Source organism: Microbispora sp. H13382 (assembly GCF_014161445.1).
Lineage (GTDB): Bacteria > Actinomycetota > Actinomycetes > Streptosporangiales > Streptosporangiaceae > Microbispora.
The window spans coordinates 45845-66498 of sequence record NZ_JABBXA010000021.1 but is presented as its reverse complement, the minus strand read 5'-3'; the positions used below and the strand labels follow the sequence as shown (position 1 = coordinate 66498).

General features: G+C 73.0%; 28 protein-coding genes and 1 pseudogene. 13 read left to right on the top strand and 16 right to left on the bottom strand.

Annotated features, from left to right (window positions below; translation table 11 throughout):
• Positions 1-74: 74 nt before the first annotated feature.
• Genes HHX41_RS32085 through HHX41_RS32075 form a run of 3 tightly spaced genes read left to right on the top strand, consistent with a single transcriptional unit; the run spans position 75 to position 4151 of the window.
• Entirely contained in the window at positions 75-2372 is a 2298-nt protein-coding gene (locus tag HHX41_RS32085) for a hypothetical protein (RefSeq protein WP_182908937.1), read from the top strand.
• A gap of 43 nt (positions 2373-2415) precedes the next feature.
• Positions 2416-3396, top strand: a complete 981-nt coding sequence (locus tag HHX41_RS32080) for a MinD/ParA family protein (RefSeq protein ID WP_169981617.1) — start codon at positions 2416-2418, stop codon at positions 3394-3396.
• Positions 3396-4151, top strand: coding sequence for a hypothetical protein (locus tag HHX41_RS32075; RefSeq protein ID WP_182908936.1), 756 nt, complete (start codon positions 3396-3398; stop codon positions 4149-4151). Before HHX41_RS32080 ends, HHX41_RS32075 begins: the two co-directional genes overlap by 1 nt.
• Positions 4152-4496: 345 nt before the next feature.
• On the opposite strand, the gene HHX41_RS32070 is transcribed toward HHX41_RS32075, so the two are convergent.
• The gene (locus HHX41_RS32070) at positions 4497-4826 is read right to left on the bottom strand and encodes a hypothetical protein (RefSeq protein WP_182908935.1); all 330 of its coding nucleotides are present in this window, start codon (positions 4824-4826) and stop codon (positions 4497-4499) included.
• A gap of 247 nt (positions 4827-5073) precedes the next feature.
• Between HHX41_RS32070 and HHX41_RS42440 the strand changes: the two are divergent.
• The 3 genes and pseudogenes from HHX41_RS42440 to HHX41_RS32055 form a co-directional block, all read left to right on the top strand.
• Positions 5074-5508, top strand: a pseudogene (locus HHX41_RS42440) (PT domain-containing protein); the annotation flags it as partial.
• A gap of 324 nt (positions 5509-5832) precedes the next feature.
• Positions 5833-6219 carry a hypothetical protein gene (locus HHX41_RS41225; RefSeq protein ID WP_259401465.1) on the top strand — a complete coding sequence of 129 codons (387 nt, stop codon included), beginning with the start codon at positions 5833-5835 and terminating at the stop codon, positions 6217-6219.
• 55 nt (positions 6220-6274) lie between these two features.
• Positions 6275-6517, top strand: coding sequence for a CDGSH iron-sulfur domain-containing protein (locus HHX41_RS32055; RefSeq protein WP_259401464.1), 243 nt, complete (start codon positions 6275-6277; stop codon positions 6515-6517).
• 213 nt (positions 6518-6730) lie between these two features.
• On the opposite strand, the gene HHX41_RS32050 is transcribed toward HHX41_RS32055, so the two are convergent.
• The 14 genes from HHX41_RS32050 to HHX41_RS31985 form a co-directional block, all read right to left on the bottom strand.
• Entirely contained in the window at positions 6731-7870 is a 1140-nt protein-coding gene (locus HHX41_RS32050; RefSeq protein ID WP_259401463.1) for a glycosyltransferase family 2 protein, read from the bottom strand.
• Complete coding sequence (locus HHX41_RS32045) at positions 7867-8871, bottom strand: iron-containing redox enzyme family protein (RefSeq protein ID WP_182908932.1); 1005 nt, start codon at positions 8869-8871, stop codon at positions 7867-7869. Before HHX41_RS32045 ends, HHX41_RS32050 begins: the two co-directional genes overlap by 4 nt.
• On the bottom strand, positions 8871-9608 hold the full coding sequence (locus HHX41_RS32040; protein WP_182908931.1) for a class I SAM-dependent methyltransferase: 738 nt from the start codon (positions 9606-9608) through the stop codon (positions 8871-8873). The genes HHX41_RS32045 and HHX41_RS32040 overlap by 1 nt, the downstream gene beginning before the upstream one ends.
• Before the next feature lie 40 nt (positions 9609-9648).
• The gene (locus HHX41_RS32035) at positions 9649-9885 is read right to left on the bottom strand and encodes a hypothetical protein (protein ID WP_182908930.1); all 237 of its coding nucleotides are present in this window, start codon (positions 9883-9885) and stop codon (positions 9649-9651) included.
• A gap of 66 nt (positions 9886-9951) precedes the next feature.
• Positions 9952-10368: a gas vesicle protein K gene (locus tag HHX41_RS32030; protein ID WP_259401462.1), complete on the bottom strand. Its 417-nt coding sequence runs from the start codon at positions 10366-10368 to the stop codon at positions 9952-9954.
• Positions 10365-10664, bottom strand: a complete 300-nt coding sequence (locus tag HHX41_RS32025) for a gas vesicle protein (protein WP_182908929.1) — start codon at positions 10662-10664, stop codon at positions 10365-10367. Before HHX41_RS32025 ends, HHX41_RS32030 begins: the two co-directional genes overlap by 4 nt.
• A complete protein-coding gene (locus HHX41_RS32020; RefSeq protein ID WP_182908928.1) occupies positions 10661-11473 on the bottom strand; it encodes a GvpL/GvpF family gas vesicle protein in 813 nt (270 codons plus the stop codon). Before HHX41_RS32020 ends, HHX41_RS32025 begins: the two co-directional genes overlap by 4 nt.
• Entirely contained in the window at positions 11466-11918 is a 453-nt protein-coding gene (locus tag HHX41_RS32015; protein WP_169981624.1) for a gas vesicle protein, read from the bottom strand. Before HHX41_RS32015 ends, HHX41_RS32020 begins: the two co-directional genes overlap by 8 nt.
• Complete coding sequence (gvpO, locus tag HHX41_RS32010) at positions 11915-12349, bottom strand: gas vesicle protein GvpO (RefSeq protein WP_182908927.1); 435 nt, start codon at positions 12347-12349, stop codon at positions 11915-11917. The genes HHX41_RS32015 and gvpO overlap by 4 nt, the downstream gene beginning before the upstream one ends.
• A gap of 7 nt (positions 12350-12356) precedes the next feature.
• Positions 12357-12590: a gas vesicle protein GvpG gene (locus HHX41_RS32005; protein WP_169981626.1), complete on the bottom strand. Its 234-nt coding sequence runs from the start codon at positions 12588-12590 to the stop codon at positions 12357-12359.
• Positions 12591-12609: 19 nt separating this feature from the next.
• Positions 12610-13401: a GvpL/GvpF family gas vesicle protein gene (locus tag HHX41_RS32000; protein ID WP_169981627.1), complete on the bottom strand. Its 792-nt coding sequence runs from the start codon at positions 13399-13401 to the stop codon at positions 12610-12612.
• Position 13402: 1 nt separating this feature from the next.
• The gene (gvpJ, locus tag HHX41_RS31995) at positions 13403-13819 is read right to left on the bottom strand and encodes a gas vesicle protein GvpJ (RefSeq protein WP_169981628.1); all 417 of its coding nucleotides are present in this window, start codon (positions 13817-13819) and stop codon (positions 13403-13405) included.
• 66 nt (positions 13820-13885) lie between these two features.
• The gene (locus tag HHX41_RS31990; RefSeq protein WP_220504611.1) at positions 13886-15286 is read right to left on the bottom strand and encodes an SRPBCC family protein; all 1401 of its coding nucleotides are present in this window, start codon (positions 15284-15286) and stop codon (positions 13886-13888) included.
• A gap of 5 nt (positions 15287-15291) precedes the next feature.
• Positions 15292-15846 (bottom strand): hypothetical protein, encoded by a 555-nt coding sequence (locus HHX41_RS31985; RefSeq protein ID WP_182908926.1) that lies wholly within the window; start codon positions 15844-15846, stop codon positions 15292-15294.
• Positions 15847-16184: 338 nt separating this feature from the next.
• Between HHX41_RS31985 and HHX41_RS31980 the strand changes: the two genes are divergently transcribed.
• From HHX41_RS31980 to HHX41_RS31955, 6 genes are all read left to right on the top strand, one after another.
• Positions 16185-16661 (top strand): Asp23/Gls24 family envelope stress response protein, encoded by a 477-nt coding sequence (locus HHX41_RS31980; RefSeq protein ID WP_182908925.1) that lies wholly within the window; start codon positions 16185-16187, stop codon positions 16659-16661.
• The gene (locus tag HHX41_RS31975; protein ID WP_310742283.1) at positions 16658-16996 is read left to right on the top strand and encodes a hypothetical protein; all 339 of its coding nucleotides are present in this window, start codon (positions 16658-16660) and stop codon (positions 16994-16996) included. The genes HHX41_RS31980 and HHX41_RS31975 overlap by 4 nt, the downstream gene beginning before the upstream one ends.
• Before the next feature lie 2 nt (positions 16997-16998).
• Positions 16999-17184 (top strand): hypothetical protein, encoded by a 186-nt coding sequence (locus HHX41_RS31970; RefSeq protein ID WP_169981632.1) that lies wholly within the window; start codon positions 16999-17001, stop codon positions 17182-17184.
• Positions 17181-17519, top strand: coding sequence for an Asp23/Gls24 family envelope stress response protein (locus HHX41_RS31965; RefSeq protein WP_182908924.1), 339 nt, complete (start codon positions 17181-17183; stop codon positions 17517-17519). The genes HHX41_RS31970 and HHX41_RS31965 overlap by 4 nt, the downstream gene beginning before the upstream one ends.
• Positions 17494-18102, top strand: coding sequence for a DUF6286 domain-containing protein (locus tag HHX41_RS31960; RefSeq protein ID WP_182908923.1), 609 nt, complete (start codon positions 17494-17496; stop codon positions 18100-18102). The genes HHX41_RS31965 and HHX41_RS31960 overlap by 26 nt, the downstream gene beginning before the upstream one ends.
• Positions 18103-18191: 89 nt before the next feature.
• On the top strand, positions 18192-18767 hold the full coding sequence (locus HHX41_RS31955; RefSeq protein WP_182908922.1) for an alkaline shock response membrane anchor protein AmaP: 576 nt from the start codon (positions 18192-18194) through the stop codon (positions 18765-18767).
• Between the two features lie 3 nt (positions 18768-18770).
• On the opposite strand, the gene HHX41_RS31950 is transcribed toward HHX41_RS31955, so the two are convergent.
• Positions 18771-19127, bottom strand: coding sequence for a DUF488 domain-containing protein (locus HHX41_RS31950; RefSeq protein ID WP_182908921.1), 357 nt, complete (start codon positions 19125-19127; stop codon positions 18771-18773).
• 192 nt (positions 19128-19319) lie between these two features.
• Between HHX41_RS31950 and HHX41_RS31945 the strand changes: the two genes are divergently transcribed.
• Positions 19320-20453, top strand: coding sequence for a GH12 family glycosyl hydrolase domain-containing protein (locus tag HHX41_RS31945; protein ID WP_220504610.1), 1134 nt, complete (start codon positions 19320-19322; stop codon positions 20451-20453).
• Positions 20454-20654: the final 201 nt, after the last annotated feature.

Here is a 20654-nt window from a genome sequence, read left to right as displayed (position 1 = left end):
AGGCAAGTGCGACGCCTAAGTCACAGTGATGCTCTGGCCGAACATGCCGCCGTCGCCACCCTCACCCTGTTCCGGTGCGCATGAACCCGCCCCCCGGGGATGTGACGCTCGACCCCGGCCGGGGGATGGCATGGGTGGACGAGCACGGCGCCCACCTCGTCGACTACGCCTCCTGCCACCTCGAGCCCGCCCCCATGCTCGCGGCGGTGATCGCCGCGCTGGAGTCGTGCGGCGCCCGCGAACTGCCCGGGAACGTTTCAGACCGGGCCTGGCTGCTGTCCGCGCTGCGCCGTGAGTGCGCCACCGGCCCGGGGCGGGGCTTCCTGCCCGGGCCCGGTTCCGGCGGACCCGACCCCCGGGCGGTGCGGCGCGCCTGGAGCCTGGCGGATCCCCTGGGCGCCGAGGCGCTGCGCCTGCTCTACCGCCACGAACTCCCGCTGCGGGACCTCGTGTACGTGCTCGCCCTGCCGGTCAAGGAGGCCGGCAGGCTCATCGCGCGTACCCAGGACGTGGTGGAGATCCTCGTGAGCGGCCTGGACGGCCTCGCCCGGGGCCGTCCGATCTGCCCGGAGCTCGGTCCGCTGGCCGCCGCCGTCTTCCCCGACGAGCACGGCGAGGCGGCAGACTTCGGGGCCGCACGTACGGCGCTGCTCCGGCACATCGTGACCTGCGTGGTGTGCAAGCGGCCCATCAACATCCGATACACCGTTCCGCAGATTCTCTCCCGTCCCCCGGTCGCCGACCTCACGGCCGAGACCAGGCAGCGACTCTTGGACGCGCTGAACAGGGCCGCCCCCGCCCGGGCGGAGCGGCCGGCACACAGGCCCCCCTCGTCGTTCGGCATGCCGCTCGCCGCTCCCGTGAACACCGCCCCCGCCCCGGCCGCACGGCAGGAACGCCCGTCGGCGTCCGTCCCGCCGCCCCGGACGGTTGCCCCGGTGACCCCGACGCCACCGGTGCCGCCGCTGGTGCCACCCGACTCCGGTCTGTCGACGGCCGGGCCCCGTGAGCAGCCCGGCCCGCCGTCCCGGGACGACACGGCGGACCGGGCGGACAGGGGGGATCGGGAGCACACGGGGCCCGGCCGCCTGGCCCCGCCCTCGCCACCGGGAACGGCGCGTCCCACCGGCGCTCCCTCCGGCGCGTCTTCCGGCGCCTCTTCCGGCGCTCCGGCCGGCCCCGAACTGCCGGAGCGTCCGGTGCGGGCCATCTCCCAGGAGGACACCCAGCCGGGCCTGGCGTGGCCGCCGAGGACGTCGAAGGCACGCGCCGCGCAACGGCCCGCGCCGTCCTCCGCGCCGTCCTCCGGGTCGCCGGAGGCCGCCGCGACCGGGACGACCGGGGAGGCGCCCCCGGCCCTCGGACCGGCCGACGCACTGCCGCCGGGGCAGGACACGCCTCTGTACAACGCGCTGCTCTCGCAGATCAGGGCCAGGGAGGCCCTGGCGCGCGCCGCCGAGGCCGTTCCCGCCCCAGCCGACCGCGCCCCAGCCGATCGCGCCGGCGTCGGCAACGTCGCGGACGCGCCGGGGGAGACGGACCTCCCCGGCAGGCCGCTCGCCGGTGCGCAGATCAGGGTCGTCGAGGTGCTGGCGCGGGTCGGCTCGCTGTTACGGGCGACCGCCCTGCGGATCGTCATCGTCGTCGTCGCGGGAGCGGCGGGAACCGTGACGGGGATCAACCTCTTCGCTCCCGCCCCCCAGTCCCAGAAAGGGTCGCTGGAGGCGCACGTCGCGCAGACGTCCGCGAACCCCTCGGCAGTCGGCGCGGCAGCCGGTGCCGCGACAGGCGCCGCGGCGGCGGGCGGGGCCGCGGCGGGTACGGCCTCGGGCCCGCCGCACGCCACGGTGACCGCGACCGCCGCGACCGGAGACGCCGCGGAGCCCGGAGGACAGAACCCGGCCGGGGGTGGCACGACCGGCGGCGCCGCGACCGGAGGTGCCGCACAGCCCGGCGGAGACAGCGGGGCCGGGGGCACCGCACAGGCGGGTGGGCAGAACGCGGCCGGGGACGCCGCGAAGCCCGCCGGACAGGGCGCCGCTCAGGACACCCCCCTCTCCCCGGGCACCTTCCTGATGGGGGCCTGGGGTGTTCAGGCGCCGTCCGCCATCACCCTCGACGCGTTCGGGAGAGGGACCCTCACTCTCTCGACAACCTCAGGAAAGCCCGTGAAATGGCGGATTTCGGCTCCCGGCCTGGTGGTCGAGCCGTCCAGCGGAACGCTCAAGCCCGGGCACACCGACGTGCTCACCGTGCGCGCGCTGCGCGTCCGCTACTGGTGCGGGGTCCCCTCGCCCGTGGCGGCGCCGCTCGAACTGCACGGCCCGAAGGGCAAGAAAGGCACCGCCACCGTGCGATGGAGCACCTGCTGATCGCCGCCCCCGTTTCCTCCCGTCCTCGGTGAAAGGACCCGACATGACCGAGATTCACACTTCGGTGCCTACTCCCGCCGAGCAGTTCCCGGAGAGCGTGCCTCTCACGGCCGAACATCTGTTGACCAACCGCCGTGTGGAGCCCACCGGCGGGTGGCGGCGGCTCGTCTACCAGCTCTCCGGCGGCCGGATCATCCCCTCGGAGTCGGCGGCGGAGATGGAGCGCCGCACGCTCATCGCGCATGCCCAGACGCCCGTCGCCAGCGGTCACCACAGGATCGCGGTCATGAGCCTCAAGGGCGGGGTGGGGAAGACCACGACGACGGCGGCGCTGGGCAACACGCTCGCCTCGCTGCGGGGCGACCGGGTGATCGCAATCGACGCCAACCCCGACCGGGGGACGCTCGGCATCAAGGTCAAGTCGGAGACCGCGGCGACCATCCGGACCCTCCTGGCCGAGGCGCCGCACATCGTGCGGTACGCCGACGCCCGCGCGTTCACCTCGCAGTCGTCCGCGCGGCTGGAGGTGCTCGCCTCCGACACCGACCCGGCCGTCAGCGAGGCGTTCAACGCGGAGGACTACCGCACGGTCGCCAATCTGATCGAGCGCTACTACTCCATCTGCATCACCGACTGCGGCACCGGGCTCCTGCACGGCGCCATGGGTGCCACCCTGGAGCTCGCCGACCAGATCGTGCTGGTCACCATGGTCGCGGTGGACGGCGCGAGCTCGGCCGCCGCGACCCTCGACTGGCTCACCGCCCACGGCCACGGCCACCTCGTCAAGAACGCCATCGTCGTGCTGAACGCGGTCGAGCCCAAGTCGCACGTCGACGTCGACCTGCTCGAACGCCACTTCGCCGGGCGTTGCCGCACGGTGGTGCGGGTGCCGTTCGACCCGCACCTGAAAGAGGGCGCGGAGGTCGACCTCGCCCGGCTGCGGCCCACCACCCGCGGCGCGTACCTGCGTCTCGCCGCGGCGGCCGGGCAGGCGTTCGGGCAGCGGCCGGACCGGAGCAAGTAGTGGGACCGGTCATCCCCGATCCGGCGCTCGACTGGGACCTGGGACCACCGCGCCGGTGGGATCCCCGGCACCTGGTCGTCGCCATCGCGGGGGTCGTCACCGTGATCGCCGTCGCGGTGATCGTGCTGCAGACGCGGCAGGCGGAGGCGCCGCCGGCCACGGCGGTGCGCGTCGCGGCGCCGACCGTCGCGCTGGCGGCGCCCGCCGGGCACGAGGGCGACGGAGGCTACCCCGTCGGCTTCCCCCACAACGAGATCGGGGCGGCGTCCGCAGCGGCCGCCGCGTTGGAGGCCGCCTGGACGCTCGACGTCGGCCAGGCCGAACAGGCGGCCGCGCTGTACGCCCCGCCGGACCAGCGTAAGGAGGCACGCGAGGGTGCGCGCGATGCCGTACGCGGCTGGCGGGAGACCCTCGGCCTTCCCCCGGAAGGCGACCTCCCCGCCGGGGCGGCGCTGCGGACGCAGACGATCGGCGTCCAATGGAAGGTCCGCTCCGAGGACCAGGTGCAGGTCTCCGTCCTGGTCCAGGTGACTGCGACCACGGGCGCTGGCGCCACCGGCCCCGTCTACTCCAGCCCCTACGCCATGAGCCTGCTCATGGCGTGGAAACCCGATATACGCGGCGCGGACAAGGGCGACTGGGTCAACATCCCCGATCCGACGCCTCCGTCCGTGCCCGCAGCCGCTCTCCCAGGGACGCCCGAGTTCGCCGCGGCGGGCTGGAAGTCCCTCATCGGTCCCCGGCCCACTCCCTAGATCGAGGAAGAGCCTCTCAATGACCCCCCGAATGTCCACCCGGCGCGCCACCCTGGTCTCCGGCCTGCTCCTGGCCGCGGTCTCCGCCACAGGCGGCGCCGTGGCCGCGCAGCCCTGGGCCGCGGTGGCCGAGCCCGGCTGGGACGCCCCTCCACCGGTAGAGGGCGCCGGTCCCATGGCCGCGCCCACCTCCAACGACTCCGCGGACTCCGCGGAGTCCTCGTCGTCCTCCTCGGATTCCGCGTCGGTTTCCTCCGCGGGCGGTTCCGGGCACGCGCCGGACCAGGCCGCGCCCGACACGCAGACGGTGAACAAGGCAGGCCCCGGTTCGTCAGGTACGGCCCATCACTCGTCGGCCGGCACCGCCGGCGTGTCGGGTACGCCGCAGGACTCGTCCGGCGGTCCGGATGGTCCGTCCGGTTCGGCCCACGACTCCTCGGCCGACGCCGCCAACGCCCCCGCCAATGCACCCGACAGTGCCTCCAACAGTTCCTCCAACAGTGCCTCCAACAGTGCCTCCAACAGTGCCGGGAACGCACCGGGTGACGGCGCGAAGGCATCGAACGACGCGGGGAACGGACCCGGCGTCGGCGCGAACGCGCCGGGCGGCGCCGGGACGGACTCCCAAACGGCGAACAAGACCGGCCCCGATTCCTCCGGTGACTCGTCCGGCACCGCCCACGACTCCGCCGGTGGTCCCGACGGCCCCTCGGGGAAGTCGCACGACTCCGGCGGATCTGCCGGCGTCCCCCTGGGCGCCGGTTCTGACGGCACCTCCACCCGGGACCGGACGGCCCAGGAGTCACGCGATCGGGACGCCGGCGGCCGCAGCCGCGTCAGGGATGACCGGACGGCTCGCGACCCACGTGATCACCACCGTGACCCTCGCCGCACCAGAGAAGACCGGCCGGGCAGCGGTCCCATGACGAAGGCCCAGCCGGCACCGAGCGGACAGGGAAAGCCGGGGCCGAACGGCGGGCCGGGCACCGCCTCGACTCCGCAGCCGACGGCCCCGGCCGGCGGCGCCGCTACGGCGACTCCCGGCCAGAGCGGTCAGGGGGCACCGGCGCCGACCGCGAGCAGCGGGCCCACCGCGACCGCGACCCCCGCACCGGCCGGGAGCGGCGCTCCCACGTCCACACCGAGCGGGGCTACCGCTACGGAGGCGCCGCAGGCCACCCCGGCGGCGACCGTCTCGGTGAGCGTCTCGCCCGACCCGGGCGCCACGGCGAGCACCCAGCCGAGCCCCACGGCCACGGAGAAGCCGACCGGCAAACCCACGGACAAGCCGACCGGCAAACCCACGGACAAGCCGACCGGCAAACCCACGGACAAGCCCACGGGGAAGCCCACCGACAAACCGACGCAGAAGCCGACAGCCAAGTCCACGCCGCAGCCGAAGCCCACGGCCAAGCCGACGCACAGGCCGCCGCAGCAGCCGCCGCAGCCCCGGGCGAGCGCGGCCGTCACCTCGACCGCGCTCCCCACCACCGCCCCGCCCACCAACCGGCCCACTACCCCGCCCGCCGTCCCCACGGCGGCGGGTTCGGCGCCCGGAACCGCGACATCGGCGCGGACGGCCTTCCCGGCCGTGACGCCGACGACGGAGGTCACGGTCGTGCCGGCGCTTCCGGACGACTCGACGTGGGTGACCCCCGTGCCGTCGCTCAACGGTCGTGCCGTGGCGGCGCCTCCGGCGGGCGCACAGCCGCCGGCCGCACCCCTCGTGATACCGGGATACCTGCCGCTGCCGCCGCTGGTCGCCCACACGCAGCACCGGTGCGGAGACGACGGCACGACCGGCTGCTGGAGCCTGGCGCCCTGGCGGAGCCGTACGTCCGGGCACTCGCACGCCCTCCCCGGCGGCGAACAGGCGGGCGGCACGGCGACGCCGCGATGGGCCTTCGCCCCACCGAGCGTCAAGGCGGACGTGCCCAGCCCGTCGGGCGTACCCGGCGCGATCAGAGCGCCGTTCGCCGGATCGGTGTTCGCGGCGCAGGAACCGGCCGTGGACCGGGCCGGGTGCTGGGCCTTCAGTCCTTCCGCACACTGCGCGCGATGGGACTGACCGTCCATCGCTGACCAGGTGTTACGCCGTCACCGTCCCGGGCAGGCTGCTCCGCATGGAGCACATGGCGGAGGACCCGGCCACGGTGACGGCGGTCACCGTGACGCCCTGCGAGGACGGCCCGCTGCTGGTGCGCGGGCCGTTCACGCTGACGACGCAGGACGGGCGGCGCATCGACCCGGGCAGGGCCACGGTCGCGCTGTGCCGCTGCGGCCGGTCCTCGGCCAAGCCGTTCTGCGACGGCTCTCACAAGGTGGTCGGCTTCCGGGCGACGAGCGAACCCGACCCGCCCGCCTGACGAAAGCCGGGATCGAGGGAGCGGAGCGGAAGGGAGCGAGGACCGCAGCGAAGGTCCAGCGGAGCGGACTTCGCGAGGACCGGAGGTTCCTTCCGGCGCAGTGACCGGGGCCCGCCCAAGGCTCGTAGTCGTCAGGCATCTGGCCAAGGTCCGCGTCATCGGTTGCATCGCCCGAGGTCGTGGCGGACGATCAGGCCCAAGGCATGGACGGCATTACGAAAGCACGCCGGTCGGGGTCGTCGGGGCGGGTGCGCGGCGGCGGAGCCGGCGCGTCGAGTGGGCGGCGGTGCGCAGGCGTCGTCCGGCGTACGGCACGCCGCCGAGCAGGAGCCTGGCGGTCAGGGCCGCCCAGCTGCAGGTGGCGCGTTCGAGGACCCAGACCGGGGCGAACAGGCTGGAGGTGGCGGGGAAGACCCGGCGGCCCCCGGCGCGGCGGCGTCCGATTTCGGCCAGGGCCACCACCGCCGCGGCGCCCGCTGCGACCAACTCGGGCCGGCGCCGCCACAGAGCCATACCCACGCAGGGAAGGACGGCGAGGAAGGCCGCCATCCGGGCGGGCTGTGCGAGGTCGTCGTACGCCTGCCGGATCCGCTGGGACCAGAACCGGCGGGTGTCGGGCGGCAGACGCCGCACGTAGAGGTCGAGCGGGCGGACCTCGCGGCCGCCGTGGGCGCGGACGGTGCGGATGAGCTCCAGGTTCTCGAACAGCACGTCGCCGTCGTAGCCGCCCATCTTCTCGAACGTCGAGCGGCGCACGCCGAAGGTCCCCGGATAGTCCGCGCCGAGGCCGCGGTTGAGCAGGGTGCGGGCGCTGTCCCAGCGGGCGTGCCAGGGGAGCGGGTGGAAGTGGTTCTGCGGGCGGACGAGGTCGGCGTGGCCGAGCAGGGTGTGGACCCGGGCCAGTGCGTCCGCGTCGTAGCGCACGTCGTCGTCGGCGATGACGACGTGCTCGTTCCGGACGCGGCGCATGCCACTCAGCACCCCTGCCACCTTGCCGTTCGCGACCGTGAGGTCGTCGTCGGGCCGCACGTGTTCGGCGATGCCGCGCCACTCACGCGCGTGCCGTTCGAACAGCGGGGACGGTGAGCCGTCGATCACGACGATCCGGGCATGCCGGGCAAGGCCGCGCAGATAACCGGTCAGCTCCGCGAGTCCCGCGTCGTCGTTCCAGCGCAGGGGCAGCACGTAGTCGATCTCCGGCGTGACCTGGCCCGGTTCTGAGGTGACGGAGGCGGACGGCGGCACGAGGCGGCGTGGTGCGGGCGGACGGCGGCTGAGCGCGGTGGCGGGGTCGTCGCCTGGGCGGTCGAGCGTGGTCATCGGGTTGTCGCCTGGGCGGTCGAGCGTGGTCATCGGGTTGTCGCCTCGGCGTCCGCGCGCCACAGGGAGGTGCGTCCTTCCCGCCAGCGGCCCAGCAGGTGCTCCGCGAAGAGCCGGTCGAGGGTGAGCGCGCAGGCGGCGCCGTACAGGATGTCCCCGGCCAGGCCGGCATGCTCGGCGGCGAACGCGCCGCACAAGTCGTGCACGGCGATCTGCTCGTGTACGGCGTCGGCCTGCACGTGCTCGTCGTAGTAGCGGCGTACGCCGGCGTCCCCGCCCAGCCGCCGCAGGCCCTGGCTGTAGCGGCGGTTGGGGGTCGACGAGGTCATCTCGAACGCCGCGAGGTGCCCGAGGAGGGCGGCCCGGTGGCGGCGGTGCAGCCCGAACAGCGACATGACGTTGCTGATCGCCAGCGTCACACCGGGAACGCCGACGAGGTAGGCGCCGTAGGCGTCGTCGAGGCCGAGTCCCCGCATGGTCGCGCGGAACAGTTCGGAGTGCATGCGTTCCGGCCTGCCCCCGCCGTACTCGTCGGACTGGATCTCCACGAGCGCCGCCTTCGGCCGGCCGAGCAGGCGCGGGATGCCCCAGGTATGCGGGTCGGCCTCCTTGAGCTGGTAGATCGAGCGGTGGATCACGAACTCGCGGAACTGCTCCGCGTCGGCTCCGGCCCGCATGAACGCCGACAGCGAGGGACCGTCGTCGGCCGCCACCAGCGCCGCCAGGGCGCGGGGCACCTCCCGCGGCGGCGGTGCGGGCGGGCGGGGCACGCGCCGGGCCAGCCATCGCTCGAACCAGCGTTCCAGGCGCTCCCGCAGGGCCAGCACCGACGGGTTCCACTCCCAGCGGTCGTCGACGCCGTCGAAGGCCTGGTAGTGCAGCTCGTAACAGACGAACAGCGCGAGGTGGGCGTCCTCGTCGTCGAACGGGCCGCCGTACGGGACGCTGGGCGGCGGGGCGAAAGCGTGCGGCGGCCGGGCCAGCTCCGTGAAGAGCCGCTCGGTCAGCGGGCCTCGGGGCGCGGGCAACTGCATCAGCTCTCCAGCAGGCGGTAGACGGACACGTGGGCGCGGCTGTCGTCGGTGAACGGAGCGCCGGACCAGTCGGCCCAGCGGTGCTCCCGCTCCATCCCGGCGAGGCGGGCCATGAGATCCAGCTCGCACGGCCAGGCGTAGCGGTGGTCGGCCGGCAACAGCCGCAGGCCGTCCGCGGTCATCCGCAGTTTCGTGGTGTGCATGAACTGCTCGGCCGGGCTCAGCCGGGCGGCCTCGACGACGACCTCGTCCTCGCCGAGCGCCAGCAGCCGCAGCGCCGTCCTGTCCTGGAAGGCCGCCGGGTCCGGCACCCAGGTCTCGATCACGAAGCGCCCCCCGGGCCGCAGATGGGCCGCCGCGTTGCGGAAGCACCGCACCTGGGCGTCCTGCGAGGGCAGCGCGAAGACGGTGTTGAAGGCCAGCAGGACGAGCGCGAACCGTCCCTCGACGCTCACCTCGGAGAAGTCGCCCACGGTCACCGGGATGCGTTCTCCGCCGGGCTTGCCCCGCAGGACCGCCACCATGTCGGGAGACCCGTCGACGCCCGCCACGGTCAGGCCGCGGGCGGCGATGGGGAGCGCCAGCCTGCCGGTGCCGATCCCGAACTCCAGGACGGGCCCTCCCCGGGCCAGCCGGAAGACCTGCTCGACCGCCGGTCCGGTGGGCACGTGCTCCACCATCTCGTCGTAGATGTCCGCGATGGTCCGCCCGTACGCGGCCGCATCGAACTCCCCCATACGTTCCCCCCGGTGTCACAGGGGCCGCCCGGCCGCCCTGTCACGCCCCCAGCTCGCGGGCCACCGTGTCGAGCCGGTCCGCGAGCTCGCCGAGCCGCAGGTCGTCCACCGGGCCGTCCCCCACCAGGCTCCTCAGGTCGCGCCGGCTGGCGATCACCAGGCCCTCGGCCCGCTCCTCCGGCACGACCTCGCACCGTCCGCCCACCAGCACCAGCGTCGCGTCGGGCGACGGCGACTCCAGCAGCGCACGGACCTCGTCCCGGCCGACGACACTCATGACGACTCCTCCGCCCCGATCGATTCCCTGCGCCTACCCCTGCGACCTGGTCGTACACGCCGCCGGTCACGGCGCGTCGGTGGGCAGCAACGTGCCGAGGGGTCCCAGGTCGAGGTTGAGCTCGGACGGCGAGACGTCGAACCGCTCGCACAGCTCGGTCATGGCCTCCTCCAGGCGCATCAGCGTCAGGCCCAGCGTCTCGACCTGCTCGTCCGACAGGTCGCCCTGGTCCATCCGCCGGATGGCCTGCCGTTCCACGAGCTGGCGCACCAGCTCGACGAGCGTCAGCACCAGGCGGCTCAGGTCGCGCCGCACCGCCTCCGGGTCGGTGTTCAGCCGCCAGGGGCCCGCCCTCGCGGTCTCCGCGCCGGCCGTGCCGTCCGTGCCGTCCATGCGGTCCGCCCCGGTTGGCACGCCCATCCGCCACGGTCCCTCCGCGGTGTCCCACGCTCCGTTCCTGGTCTCACCACCGGCGCCGGTCATCCTCGTTCCCCCTCCTGCCGGGGCCGATATCGCCCGTTCTCCGCGTCCGGCCGGCCGAGCGGGTCGAACGGCTCGGTGCCGCGTACGGAGCCGAGCAGCGCCCGCAGGGAGATGCGGACGAGGTCGATGTCGGCGATCGACAGCACGATGTCGCCGGTGATCACCACGCCGCCCGCGAGCAGCCGGTCGAGCAGGTCGACGAGCGCCACGCGCTCGGGCGGCAGGCGGCCCCCGGCGGCGAGAGAGGTGTCCCTCTGCCGCTCCGGCAGGTACGCCGGGATGCCGCCGGGCGTCATCGCACACCTCCGGCCCGGCCGGCCCCGAGGTCGACCGAGGTGAAGGAGTAGGGCGCCCACGGGCCGGTGAGCTCGACGTCCAGGAACCGGTCGCGGAAACCGCCGAGCACGGCGGCGAACTCCTCCTCGCGGGCCGGATCCACCAGATAGGCGCCGTTGAGCACCATCGCCTCGCTCCGCCCGGACAACTGGGGGTCCTGCGGGCGGTGGCGAAGGCTCGCCACCGCGAACCGTCCCAGTTCGGCGTGCAGGTCCTCGGCCCGCTCGGCCGCCGCGCGCCACAGGTCCTCTCTGCCGCGCAGGTTCTCCTTCTTCCGACGCAGGTACGCCATGCCGGGGCTGTCGCCGCCGGCCGTGGTCGTGGCCGGAGGCACCGGCGCGGGCTGCGGCGTCTGCCTGCGCAGGTACGCCTTGACGCCCCACTCCCGCCGCCCCGCGACCCGCGACAGGATCTCGGCGAAGTCGTCGTGCCGCCGGTCGAGCAGGTCACGGACCTGCTCCTCGCCGGTGTAGACGGTCACGAGGCGCACGGGGGCCGTCGGCCCGGCCGCCGCCAGTGCCTCGACGACCCGGTGGTGGGCGCGGGCGACTCCCTCCACCCAGTCGAGGTCCTCCAGCGACCGGCGCAGCGGTTCCTCTCCGAACCGGTCGAGGGGCACGTCGCTGACATGGGCCACGAGCCCGCCGTGGGAAAGGGGCCGGACCGGCCCGTCCAGCACGCCACGCAGGTCACGAGGAGGCTCCCCACCCGGCGTCACCGCGTACAGGTAGACCCCCTGTCCGGGGGCGTCCGTGTGGTTCTCACTCATGACCGGGCTCCGTTCCGGGGGAACGGCCGAGCCGCCGGTCGCGGGCCTCGGCCTGGCGGTCGCCCCGCCGCTCACCCGCACGTTCGCCCGCTTCGAGTTCCGTCCGCTCCTCCCAGGCGAGCAGGCGCTCCTCGACCGCGTTCAGGCGCTCGCGGAGCCGCCGGTTCTCCTCGACCAGTTCGCGGTCCTTGCCGCTGAGCCACGGGTCGCGCTCCCACCAGTCGATACCGATCTCCCGCGCGGTGTCCACCGAGGCGATGACCAGCCGCAGCTTGATGGTCAGCAGCTCGATCTCCAGCAGGTTCACCCGGATGTCGCCGGCGATCACGATGCCCCGGTCGAGCACGCGCTCCAGGATGTCGCCCAGGTTGGTCGACTCCCGGCCCATCACGGGCGGCGGCGCGTACGACTCGCGCAGGACGGGACGCGAGCGGGGATCGGTCATAGCCCACCGCCGTAGGCGCCCGTGCCGCGCCGGTAGGTCCGGGTGCGCCGGTAGGACATGAGGTTGCCCTCGTCGTCCACCTGGCACTCGTAGATCGACAGCATGTCGCTGGTGGACGGGATCCTGCGGTCCTCGACGACCTCGACGTCCACCAGCCAGCCGTCCTCCACGGGTTCCACCGACGTGACCCCCTCGGTGTCCTTGGAAGTCAGGTCCGCGATGTACCGCAGGCCGAGCCGGCCGGCGGACACCGCGTTCAGCGCGGCCCTGCGCCGGCGCGGCTCCGCCCCGCGCTCACCTCCGCGCTCGTCCTCCTCGTCGCCCTCGGACTCGCCGTACGGCCCGTCCTCCCCGGCGGGCACGCCGGAGGAGGCCCGCCGCCGGTATGGCGCGGCGTCCTCGTCGTACCGGGCTCTCCGCCGGGGAGGCATGGGACGATCACCCCCTCCGCGGGCCGCTCATGAGCCTGAGGATCTCCTCCACGGCCTGGGCCTCCTCCTCTTCGGAGATCTGGCCCGAGCGCCTGGCCTCCTCGATGGCCTCCAGCCGCCGCCGGACCGCCGCCGGGTCCCTCAGCTCATGCTCGACCTGCTTCTGGATCAGCTCGCCCAGCCGGATCACTCCGTGGACCGGGGCGAGCGGCCAGGTGAACAGCGCACTGATCAGTCCCACGGCGGCCTCCCCTCTTGGGTCACGTGGTGACGAAGTCGTACGGCGCCATCGGCCCGAGCAGGCGGACCTCGACCCGGTCGCCCCACTCGGAGCGCAACTCCCCGACGGCGCGTTCGAAGTCGGTCTGGCGGTCGTTCTCGACGAGGAACGCGACGTGCGCGGCGTCCCGCTCGTGACTGGGATCCCGGACGACCACGCCGGCGGTGAAGGGCTCGAAGCGTTCGACGACGGCCTGCGTGTCGGCCTCGCGCTTCGCCGCGATGATCTGCGTGATCAGCTCGCCGAGCCGGATCCGTTCGTTGCGCGTCACCTCTTCCGGCAACTGCCTGATCCGGTCGCGCAACTGTCTGGCCTCGGCGTTCTCCGTCAGCACCTCGACCAGCACCGGCTGCTCGGCGTACCGCGCCTTGAGGACGAACTGGGCGCGCCCCTCGATCTGCTTGAGGGCGGCCGCGAACGAGTCGTGGTGCGGGGCCAGCAGTTCCTCCACGACCGCCTCGGGCGTGGTCATCACCGCGCCGAACCGCAGGGGGAGCACGGGGACCTCGGCCGCGGCCTCGTCGAGCAGCTGCTCGTGGGCCACCAGGTCCTGTGCGCGGCCGAGGGGGCGGTCCACATCCACGTCGCTCACCAGAGCCGCGATTTCACCATGGCGGATGATCTTGACCTGGCCGGGGGGCTCACCCACGCCGACGGCGTCCTCGCTGATCTCCACGTCCTCGGGGAGGATGCCGTAGACGTAGCACGCGGTGTCGCGCCGGGCGGCCTCGGCCCGGTCGCCCGCCCCGGACTGCTTGATGGAGCCCGACATCTCAGTCATCCTCCCGTCGACGACGGCGGGCACGCGGGGCGGGTTCTTCCTCCGCGTAGCTCGCCAACATGTCCTGCAGCTTCTCCCCGGCCGCCTCCAGCACGCCCTGGGCCACGCCCTTGGACTTGCCGCGAGCGATGCTCTGGGGCGCGCTCGACAGGAGGTCGGGCAGCCCCTGCTGCTGCGATGCCAGGTCCAGCCGGTTCACCGCCTCGGCGAAACGGAGGTAGGTGTCGACGCTCGCGACGACGACGCGTACGTCGATGGTGAGAATCTCGATGCCGACCAGTGAAACCCGTACGTAGGCGTCGATCACGAGGCCCTTGTCCAGGATCGTGTCAATGACGTCGGCCAGGCCCGATCCCGATGACCGGCCCGGCAGTCCGCCGCCACCCGCTGGTGGAACGGCTACCGTCATGCGTTTCCCCTCCTCGAGTGTGTGATGTCTGCGATCATTGGCCGCCCCCGCCGCCGCTCGTGTCCGCTACTGCGAGGACCGGCGGCGCCGGATCAGCGGACGGCGCGCCGGCTTCCGCTGGTCGCCCGTCTTCTCGGTCTCCTCGCTCCTGCGCGTCCGCTCGCCCGGCTCCTCGGCTTCCTCGTTCCTGCGCGTCTGCTCGCCCCTGCGGGGCTCGCCGCCGCGGTCCTGCTCGGCCTCCGCTTCGCGCCGCCGGTCCGGTGCCCGCGTGCCGCGCTCCGCGGGTTCGGCCCCGCGCCTGCGGGTGGCCGTCGACCCGCCCTGACCGCCGGCCGCGGCGCCCGCGTAGGCGGGCCTGCGTGCCCGCCCGGGCTCCTCTTCCTCTTCCTCGTACGGCTCCTCGTACGGCTCCTCCTCTTCGGCCTGCTCCTCGGGCTCCTCCTCGGGCTCCTCGAACTCCTCCTCGGGGCCCTCCTCGCGCTCGCGCTCCTCGCGCAGCGCCGTCTCGTGGTCCTTGACGACCTGGCTGTCGCGGATCTCGCCCCGCCAGCCCTCGACGTCGTCGGGATTAAGCAGGGCGTTGGTCATGACGTGCCGTCTGAAGTGCTTGAACTCGAGCCGGACCCGGCGGCCCTGGGCACGCCACAGGTTCCCGATGCGCTCGAAGAGACCCTGCGGGTGATACTCGACGACGAGGAGCACCCGGGTCAGTTCGGGAGTTACCTCGTGGAAGGTCACGCTGCCGTCAGGGAAGCCCTTCGGCCCCTGCGAGCGCCATATGATCCTGCTGTCGGGGACCTGCTCGATGATGGTCGACTCCCACGTGCGGTGGGACCAGAAGATCTGGGCCTTCCAGCCGAGCTTCTCGTCGGACTTCTGCTCGACGGTCTCGACCTTCTTCATGAAGCTCGGCCAGTCCTCGAACTGCGTCCACTGGTTGTAGACCAGGCGGATGGGCGCGCCGACGTCGAGTGACTCGACGATGTTGGTGACCTTGAGCTTCTTGCCCTTGCGGCCCTTGCCCCCGCCCCCGCCGCCGAACAGGCCCTTGATCTTCTCCTTGCCGTACGCCATGAGGGCCGCGCGTACGGGGTGACTGCCCCCGCCGTCCTCGGTGAGAGCACTGAGCAGTCCGCCTCCGCCCGTCGCACCGAGCCGGTCGGCCACCGTCTTGAGCAGTGCCCGGGCGTCCCGGCCGCCGGTGAGGGCGCCGAGCACCCCGCCGAGCGCCTCCCGTCCGCCGCCCTCCTTTCCGGTGAGCGCGCTGAACAGCCCGGAGCCGCCGTGTTCCACGTAGTCGGTGAGACGGCCGGCCAGGCCGTCGATCTTCTCGGCGACCCGGGACAGGGCGCGTTCCGCGACGGCGGTGGCGAGGTTCTGGAACTCCTCCCCGAGCCGCTGGGTGGGCAGCGTCCCCTCGTCCGGCGCCCGCGTGTCCTGGTCGCGTTCCCGTGTCTGTTCGGTCATCGGTCTCACCGCCTCCGCAGCACGGGACGGGTGGGACGGATCCGGGGCCGGCGCCGCTCCTCGGGTTCGGGCTCCTCGGCCTCCTCCTCGTGGGGCTCCTCCTCGTACTCCTCTTCCTCGTCGTAGGCCTCTTCGCGCTCGGGTTCGCGCCGCGGCGGGCGGCGGCGGGGCGCGCGGCGGCGGCTCTCCTCCGGCCGCTCCTCTTCTTCCTCTTCCTCCTCCGCGGCCCGGCCCTTGCCCTTGGGGTGCCGCAGCGCCTCGGCGCGTTCGTGCAGCTTGTCGCTCAGGTTGTCGATCTGCTTGCTGGTGGCGCGCATGGCCGCCGCCTTGCCGATGTCCAGCAGGTCGCCGCGCACGCGTTCGGTGATCTTGCCGACGTCGGGGGCGGCTCCACCCAGGATCTTGGGGACCTGTTCCAGCAGGGCGCCCGCCGCTCCCTCTCCCTTGAGGCGGGCGGCGAGGATGGCCAGCGCCAGCATCAGCGCGAAACGGAGCTTCTGGTGCCGGCCGAGGTAGTAGCCCGCGATGACCGCCAGAGCCACCTTCAGTCCGTCCTTCATGATCGCGCCTCCTACTGGCCCGCCCCCGTAGCGCCGGCCCCCGGACGACCGCCCGGCTCGCCACGCGGCGCTGCGACCCGACTGAACGGTATGAATGCCCTAGACGGGCACAGAAAAACTCGATCTCGGACATACCGGTCAGTTTTGGTCCGACTTGATCTCCGCGTTAAGGCCGTTGACTCTGCCTCCGCCGAGGGCTCGTCCCCCTTGGGGGGTTCGAGAGTTTCCGCTGACCCAACCTCGCCCTGCCTGGTCTGATTACTGTGCGCAAATTGGGTATCACGGGCATGTATCGGCGGGAAGCGGCACGAACCGCGCGTACGAAGCGGGGGAGTCACATGACCGAAACCAGAACGTCGACCGCGACCGTCGAGCAGGCGTCCGGGCGGTCTTTCGGAGTGCAGGGCGGTTCCGGCCTGGTGACCGAGCGGGGCCGCACCACGATCGCCGACGGAGTGGTCGCCAAGATCGCCGGCATGGCGGCCCGCGAGATCGACGGGGTCCACGACTTCGGCACCGGCACGGCCCGCGCGTTCGGCGCGATCAAGGGCGCGTTCGGCGGCGAGAACGGCGTCACCCGGGGCATGGCGGTGGAGGTCGGCGAGCGGCAGGCCGCCGTGGACATCCATCTCATCGTCGAGTACGGCGTCGCGATCCCCGACCTCGCGCAGGCGGTGCGCAGTCACGTGATCCGCGCCGTGGAGCGCATGTGCGGGCTGGAGGTCACCGAGGTGAACATCGCGGTCGACGACGTCCACCTGCCGAGGCAGGAGGAGGCGCAGGAGTCCGCCGAAGGGGAGCCGCGAGTCCTGTGAACACCGTTCCGGAGAGGGCGGACGTGGAGCGGGAGGGCGAGGAACGCGAGGTGTCCGCCCGGCGGCTCGCCGACCGTGTGCTGTCGTGCCCCGACGTCGCCGGCCTGTCCCGGGGACCGTTCGGGGTGGTCGCGACATACCTGCCCGGTGGTCAGGTCGCGGGTGTCGCCGTACGGGACGACGCGATCGAGGTCGACGTCGTCGCCCGGTACGGCAGGCCGCTGCCGGAGGTGGCAGACCTGGTCCGTGACGCGATCGGCGGCCTCGCGGGCGGCCGCAGGGTGGACGTGACGATCGCCGACGTGGTCACTGACGACAGTGGAAGGAATGATTGATCATGGAAGGGTATCCGGTCTGGGCCCTCGCGGGACTGCTGTTCGGCACCGTGCTGGGGGTCGTCGGGGCCTTCGGCGGCCTCAACGCGTTCCTCATCGTGCTGGTGCTCGGCATCGTCGGGTTCTTCGTCGGCATGGTGCTCGAAGGCGGCGTGCGCCTGCCGCAGATGCACCCGAGACGGCAGTGAGCGTGCCGGCGGCGCGCGGGACGACGACGATCTCGGACCGCGCCTTCACGAAGATCGCCGAGAGACTGGCGAGCGAGGACGAGCACGTGACCGGCCGGCCCCACGTGTCGGCGTCGGTGAGCGGGGCGGTCGCGGCGGTCCACTACGACCTGGCTGTGCGCTACCCGGCGCCGGTGCCGCGGCTGGCCGCCGAGATCCGCGAACGAGTGCGGCGGCGGCTGCGGGAGCTCACCGGCATCGCCGTGGAGAACGTGGACATCGAGGTCGTGGAGCTGGTGCCCGAGCAGCGGCCCGGGCCGAGGAGGGGCGATGACCGAAGGACGAGGCCCGTCTGAGAAGCTCCCGCTCTTCGTGCCTGCTCGGGGGTTCGAGGGCGCGAGAGCCACCCGGGCCTTCCGGCCCAATCGAGGGCTGCCCGCCGCGGTCGCCGCGCTCGCCCTGTTGGCGATCGGCGGTCTGACCGCCGCCCATGTGGTCGCCGCGCTACTGGGGCGTCCCATCAGGATCGTGCCGTACGAGCAGTGGGCACGCTCGGCGAGCACCACGGCCTGGAACGACGACCGGGCCCTCGCGGTGGCCGGCGCGCTGGCCCTGATCGGCCTGGTGCTGATACTGATCGCGGCGGTTCCCGGACGGGGGCGGATGGTCGCGCTGCGAACCGGGGACCCCGACCTGATGGTCGGCCTGCCGCGACGCACGCTGGCGCGGGCGCTGAGAGCCAGGGCGAACGCGGTGGACGGGGTGCGCGCGGCCGGGGCGCGGATGCGCGGCTGGCACGCCGACGTGTCGGTCCGGACCGACCTGCGCGACACGGCGGCGATCGGGGAGCGTGTGCGAGCGGCCGTCGGCGACGAACTGGCCCGGCTCGCCCCGGCCCACCACGTCTCGCTGCACGTCCGGGTCAACGGCCCGTCCTGACCACGAGGGCCCTGGTGGAGCGCTCACGAGCCGTGGCACACAGAAGCCCGCTTCGCACGGTGGCGGACAAGCGCTGGAGGAGATCGGCTGTGAGGACGAGATCGGGCAAAGGCAACCGCATCGGGCTCGCCCTGTGCGGGCTGGTGCCGCTGGTCGCGGGCGGCCTGGCGCTCGCGCGGGCGCTCGGCGCCTTCGGCGGCGCCGCCGCGCGGCGCCCCGTGCTGGACGCCGGGACCAGGAGCTTCGCGGCGACGACGCCGTGGTTCTGGCCGGTCCTGGCCGCCGTGGGCGCCGTGCTCGCGCTCATCGGACTGGCCTGGCTGCTGGCGCTGCTGCGGGTCGACCGGCTGCGCAGACTGCGCCTCGAGTCGGGCACGGCGGGGGTCACCGAGGTCGACGCGCATCCCGCGAGCGAGGCCCTCGCCGAGCAGGTCAGTGCCTATCCGGACGTGCGCAGGGCGCACGCCGTGCTGCGCGGCCCGTCCGATCACCCACGCCTCGACCTGGGTGTCTCCGCCGTGGAACCGGCCGACCTCGGGGCGCTGGTCACGCGGTTGCACGACGAGGCCGTCCCGAACCTGCGCACCACGCTCGGCCTGCACCGCCTTCCCGCGATGGTCCGGCTCAACCTCACCGGCGGCCACCGGACCCGCGCGACCCGCTAGCCCTTACCGGCTCTCGGACAGGACCTCGGCGAGGACGGCGGCCTGGCTGTGCTCGACGTCCCTGGTCGCGGTGAGCAGGGTCAGCGGCCCGTTCTCCATGAGCCGGCGCAGCCGGTCGAGGGCGGCCCGCCGCTCGGGGTCGTCCAACTCCGCGAGGTAGCGGCTGCGGAACTCGGCGAACCTCTCCGGGACGTGGCCGTACCAGGAGCGCAGCTCGCCGGACGGCGCCACGTCCTTGGCCCATTCGTCCAGGTGAGCGGCCTCCTTGGTGAGGCCGCGCGGCCACACCCGGTCGACCAGCACCCGCGTCCCGTCCCCGGGCGCGGGGTCCTCGTACACGCGACGGACTGTGACGGCCATCGCCTCACCTCCTCCTGCGGCCATCCTCCCCAGCGGGTGACGGCGTACGCCGGGCGTCCGGCAGCCGGACAGGGCGTGTAACTGAAAGTTTCACTCACGGTAAGGGTGTTGTCGCTGGTCGAGATTTCGTCCACGTTGTCGACCAAAACGGGCCATGTCACGCGTCTTTGCCCGATGTCTATCGTCCGGGGCATGAGGATGCGATTGATCACGGCGGGCCTCGCCATGCTCGGCTCCGTCGCCGCGTCGCTCGTCGTCGGTCAGGCGGCGCACGCGGACACCACGATCTGCGAGAAGTACGGATCGACCACGATCCAGGGCGGCAAGTACGTCGTCATCAACAACGTCTGGGGCAGCGACGCCCAGCAGTGCATCAACGTCACCAACACCGGCTTCACGGTGACGCAGGCGGGGCACAACAAGGCGCAGAACGGCGCGCCGGCGTCGTACCCCGCCGTCTACGCCGGCTGCCACTACGCCAACTGCTCCAGCGGCAGCGGCCTGCCCCTCGCGGTCGGCAACAGCCAGTTCAACACGGTCCAGACCAGCGTCAGCATGAGCTACCCGGGCTCGGGGGTCTACGACGCCGCGTACGACATCTGGTTCGACCCCACGGCGCGCCGGGACGGCCAGAACACCGGCGCCGAGCTCATGGTCTGGCTGAACCACACCGGCTCGGTCCAGCCCGTCGGCTCGAAGGTCGGCACGGTCAATCTCGCGGGCGGCACGTGGGACGTCTGGTTCGGCAACACCGGCTGGAACGTCGTCTCCTACGTGCGTACCTCCCCGACGAACTCCATCAACTTCGCCGTACGGACCTTCTTCGACGACATGGTGAACAGGGGTTACGCCCAGCGGTCGTGGTACCTCACCAGCGTCCAGGCCGGATTCGAGCCCTGGGTGGGCGGCGCCGGCCTCGCGGTGAACAACTTCTCCTACAGCATCGGCGGCGTGGTCCAGAGCCCCTCGCCGAGCCCCACCGTCTCGCCGACCGGCGGGAACGGCAACGGCGGCGGCGCCTGCCGGGTGAGCTACAGCAAGAGCGAGTGGCAGGGCGGCTTCACCGGCAACGTGACCGTCACCAACACCTCCTCCAGCCCGGTGAACGGCTGGAACGTCGGCTTCTCCTTCCCGAGCGGCCAGAGGATCACCGGCTACTGGAGCGCCGACGTCACCCAGAGCGGGTCGTCGGTGACCGCGAAGAACCTGTCGTACAACAGCTCGATCCCGGCGGGCGGCAACGTCTCGTTCGGCTTCCAGGGCACCTGGAGCGGCTCGAACGGCGACCCGACCGGCTTCACGCTGAACGGCACCCGCTGCTCGTGACGCCCTGACACCACACCCTGGCGGCTCCCGGCCCGTCGGATGAACACGAGAAGCGCCCCGCCGTCCTCGAGATGGCGGGGCGCGTCGGCGCGGGGTGACTCAGAGGTGGCGCCAGCACATGCCGTAGCCGCCGCCGTCCCACTCGAAGCACCAGTCCCACACCCACTCCGGATCGACTTGTGGACCAGTTGTACGCGCGCC

What these genes read in the sequence shown, in the direction of transcription:
- HHX41_RS32080 (WP_169981617.1), top strand. Translation starts at nt 2,416, where the DNA reads ATGACCGAGATTCACACTTCGGTGCCTACTCCCGCCGAGCAGTTCCCG.
- HHX41_RS32055 (WP_259401464.1), top strand. Translation starts at nt 6,275, where the DNA reads ATGGAGCACATGGCGGAGGACCCGGCCACGGTGACGGCGGTCACCGTG.
- HHX41_RS32050 (WP_259401463.1), bottom strand. Translation starts at nt 7,870, where the DNA reads ATGACCACGCTCGACCGCCCAGGCGACAACCCGATGACCACGCTCGAC.
- HHX41_RS32045 (WP_182908932.1), bottom strand. Translation starts at nt 8,871, where the DNA reads ATGCAGTTGCCCGCGCCCCGAGGCCCGCTGACCGAGCGGCTCTTCACG.
- HHX41_RS32040 (WP_182908931.1), bottom strand. Translation starts at nt 9,608, where the DNA reads ATGGGGGAGTTCGATGCGGCCGCGTACGGGCGGACCATCGCGGACATC.
- HHX41_RS32035 (WP_182908930.1), bottom strand. Translation starts at nt 9,885, where the DNA reads ATGAGTGTCGTCGGCCGGGACGAGGTCCGTGCGCTGCTGGAGTCGCCG.
- HHX41_RS32030 (WP_259401462.1), bottom strand. Translation starts at nt 10,368, where the DNA reads ATGACCGGCGCCGGTGGTGAGACCAGGAACGGAGCGTGGGACACCGCG.
- HHX41_RS32025 (WP_182908929.1), bottom strand. Translation starts at nt 10,664, where the DNA reads ATGACGCCCGGCGGCATCCCGGCGTACCTGCCGGAGCGGCAGAGGGAC.
- HHX41_RS32020 (WP_182908928.1), bottom strand. Translation starts at nt 11,473, where the DNA reads ATGAGTGAGAACCACACGGACGCCCCCGGACAGGGGGTCTACCTGTAC.
- HHX41_RS32015 (WP_169981624.1), bottom strand. Translation starts at nt 11,918, where the DNA reads ATGACCGATCCCCGCTCGCGTCCCGTCCTGCGCGAGTCGTACGCGCCG.
- gvpO (WP_182908927.1), bottom strand. Translation starts at nt 12,349, where the DNA reads ATGCCTCCCCGGCGGAGAGCCCGGTACGACGAGGACGCCGCGCCATAC.
- HHX41_RS32000 (WP_169981627.1), bottom strand. Translation starts at nt 13,401, where the DNA reads ATGTCGGGCTCCATCAAGCAGTCCGGGGCGGGCGACCGGGCCGAGGCC.
- gvpJ (WP_169981628.1), bottom strand. Translation starts at nt 13,819, where the DNA reads ATGACGGTAGCCGTTCCACCAGCGGGTGGCGGCGGACTGCCGGGCCGG.
- HHX41_RS31990 (WP_220504611.1), bottom strand. Translation starts at nt 15,286, where the DNA reads ATGACCGAACAGACACGGGAACGCGACCAGGACACGCGGGCGCCGGAC.
- HHX41_RS31985 (WP_182908926.1), bottom strand. Translation starts at nt 15,846, where the DNA reads ATGAAGGACGGACTGAAGGTGGCTCTGGCGGTCATCGCGGGCTACTAC.
- HHX41_RS31980 (WP_182908925.1), top strand. Translation starts at nt 16,185, where the DNA reads ATGACCGAAACCAGAACGTCGACCGCGACCGTCGAGCAGGCGTCCGGG.
- HHX41_RS31970 (WP_169981632.1), top strand. Translation starts at nt 16,999, where the DNA reads ATGGAAGGGTATCCGGTCTGGGCCCTCGCGGGACTGCTGTTCGGCACC.
- HHX41_RS31960 (WP_182908923.1), top strand. Translation starts at nt 17,494, where the DNA reads ATGACCGAAGGACGAGGCCCGTCTGAGAAGCTCCCGCTCTTCGTGCCT.
- HHX41_RS31950 (WP_182908921.1), bottom strand. Translation starts at nt 19,127, where the DNA reads ATGGCCGTCACAGTCCGTCGCGTGTACGAGGACCCCGCGCCCGGGGAC.
- HHX41_RS31945 (WP_220504610.1), top strand. Translation starts at nt 19,320, where the DNA reads ATGAGGATGCGATTGATCACGGCGGGCCTCGCCATGCTCGGCTCCGTC.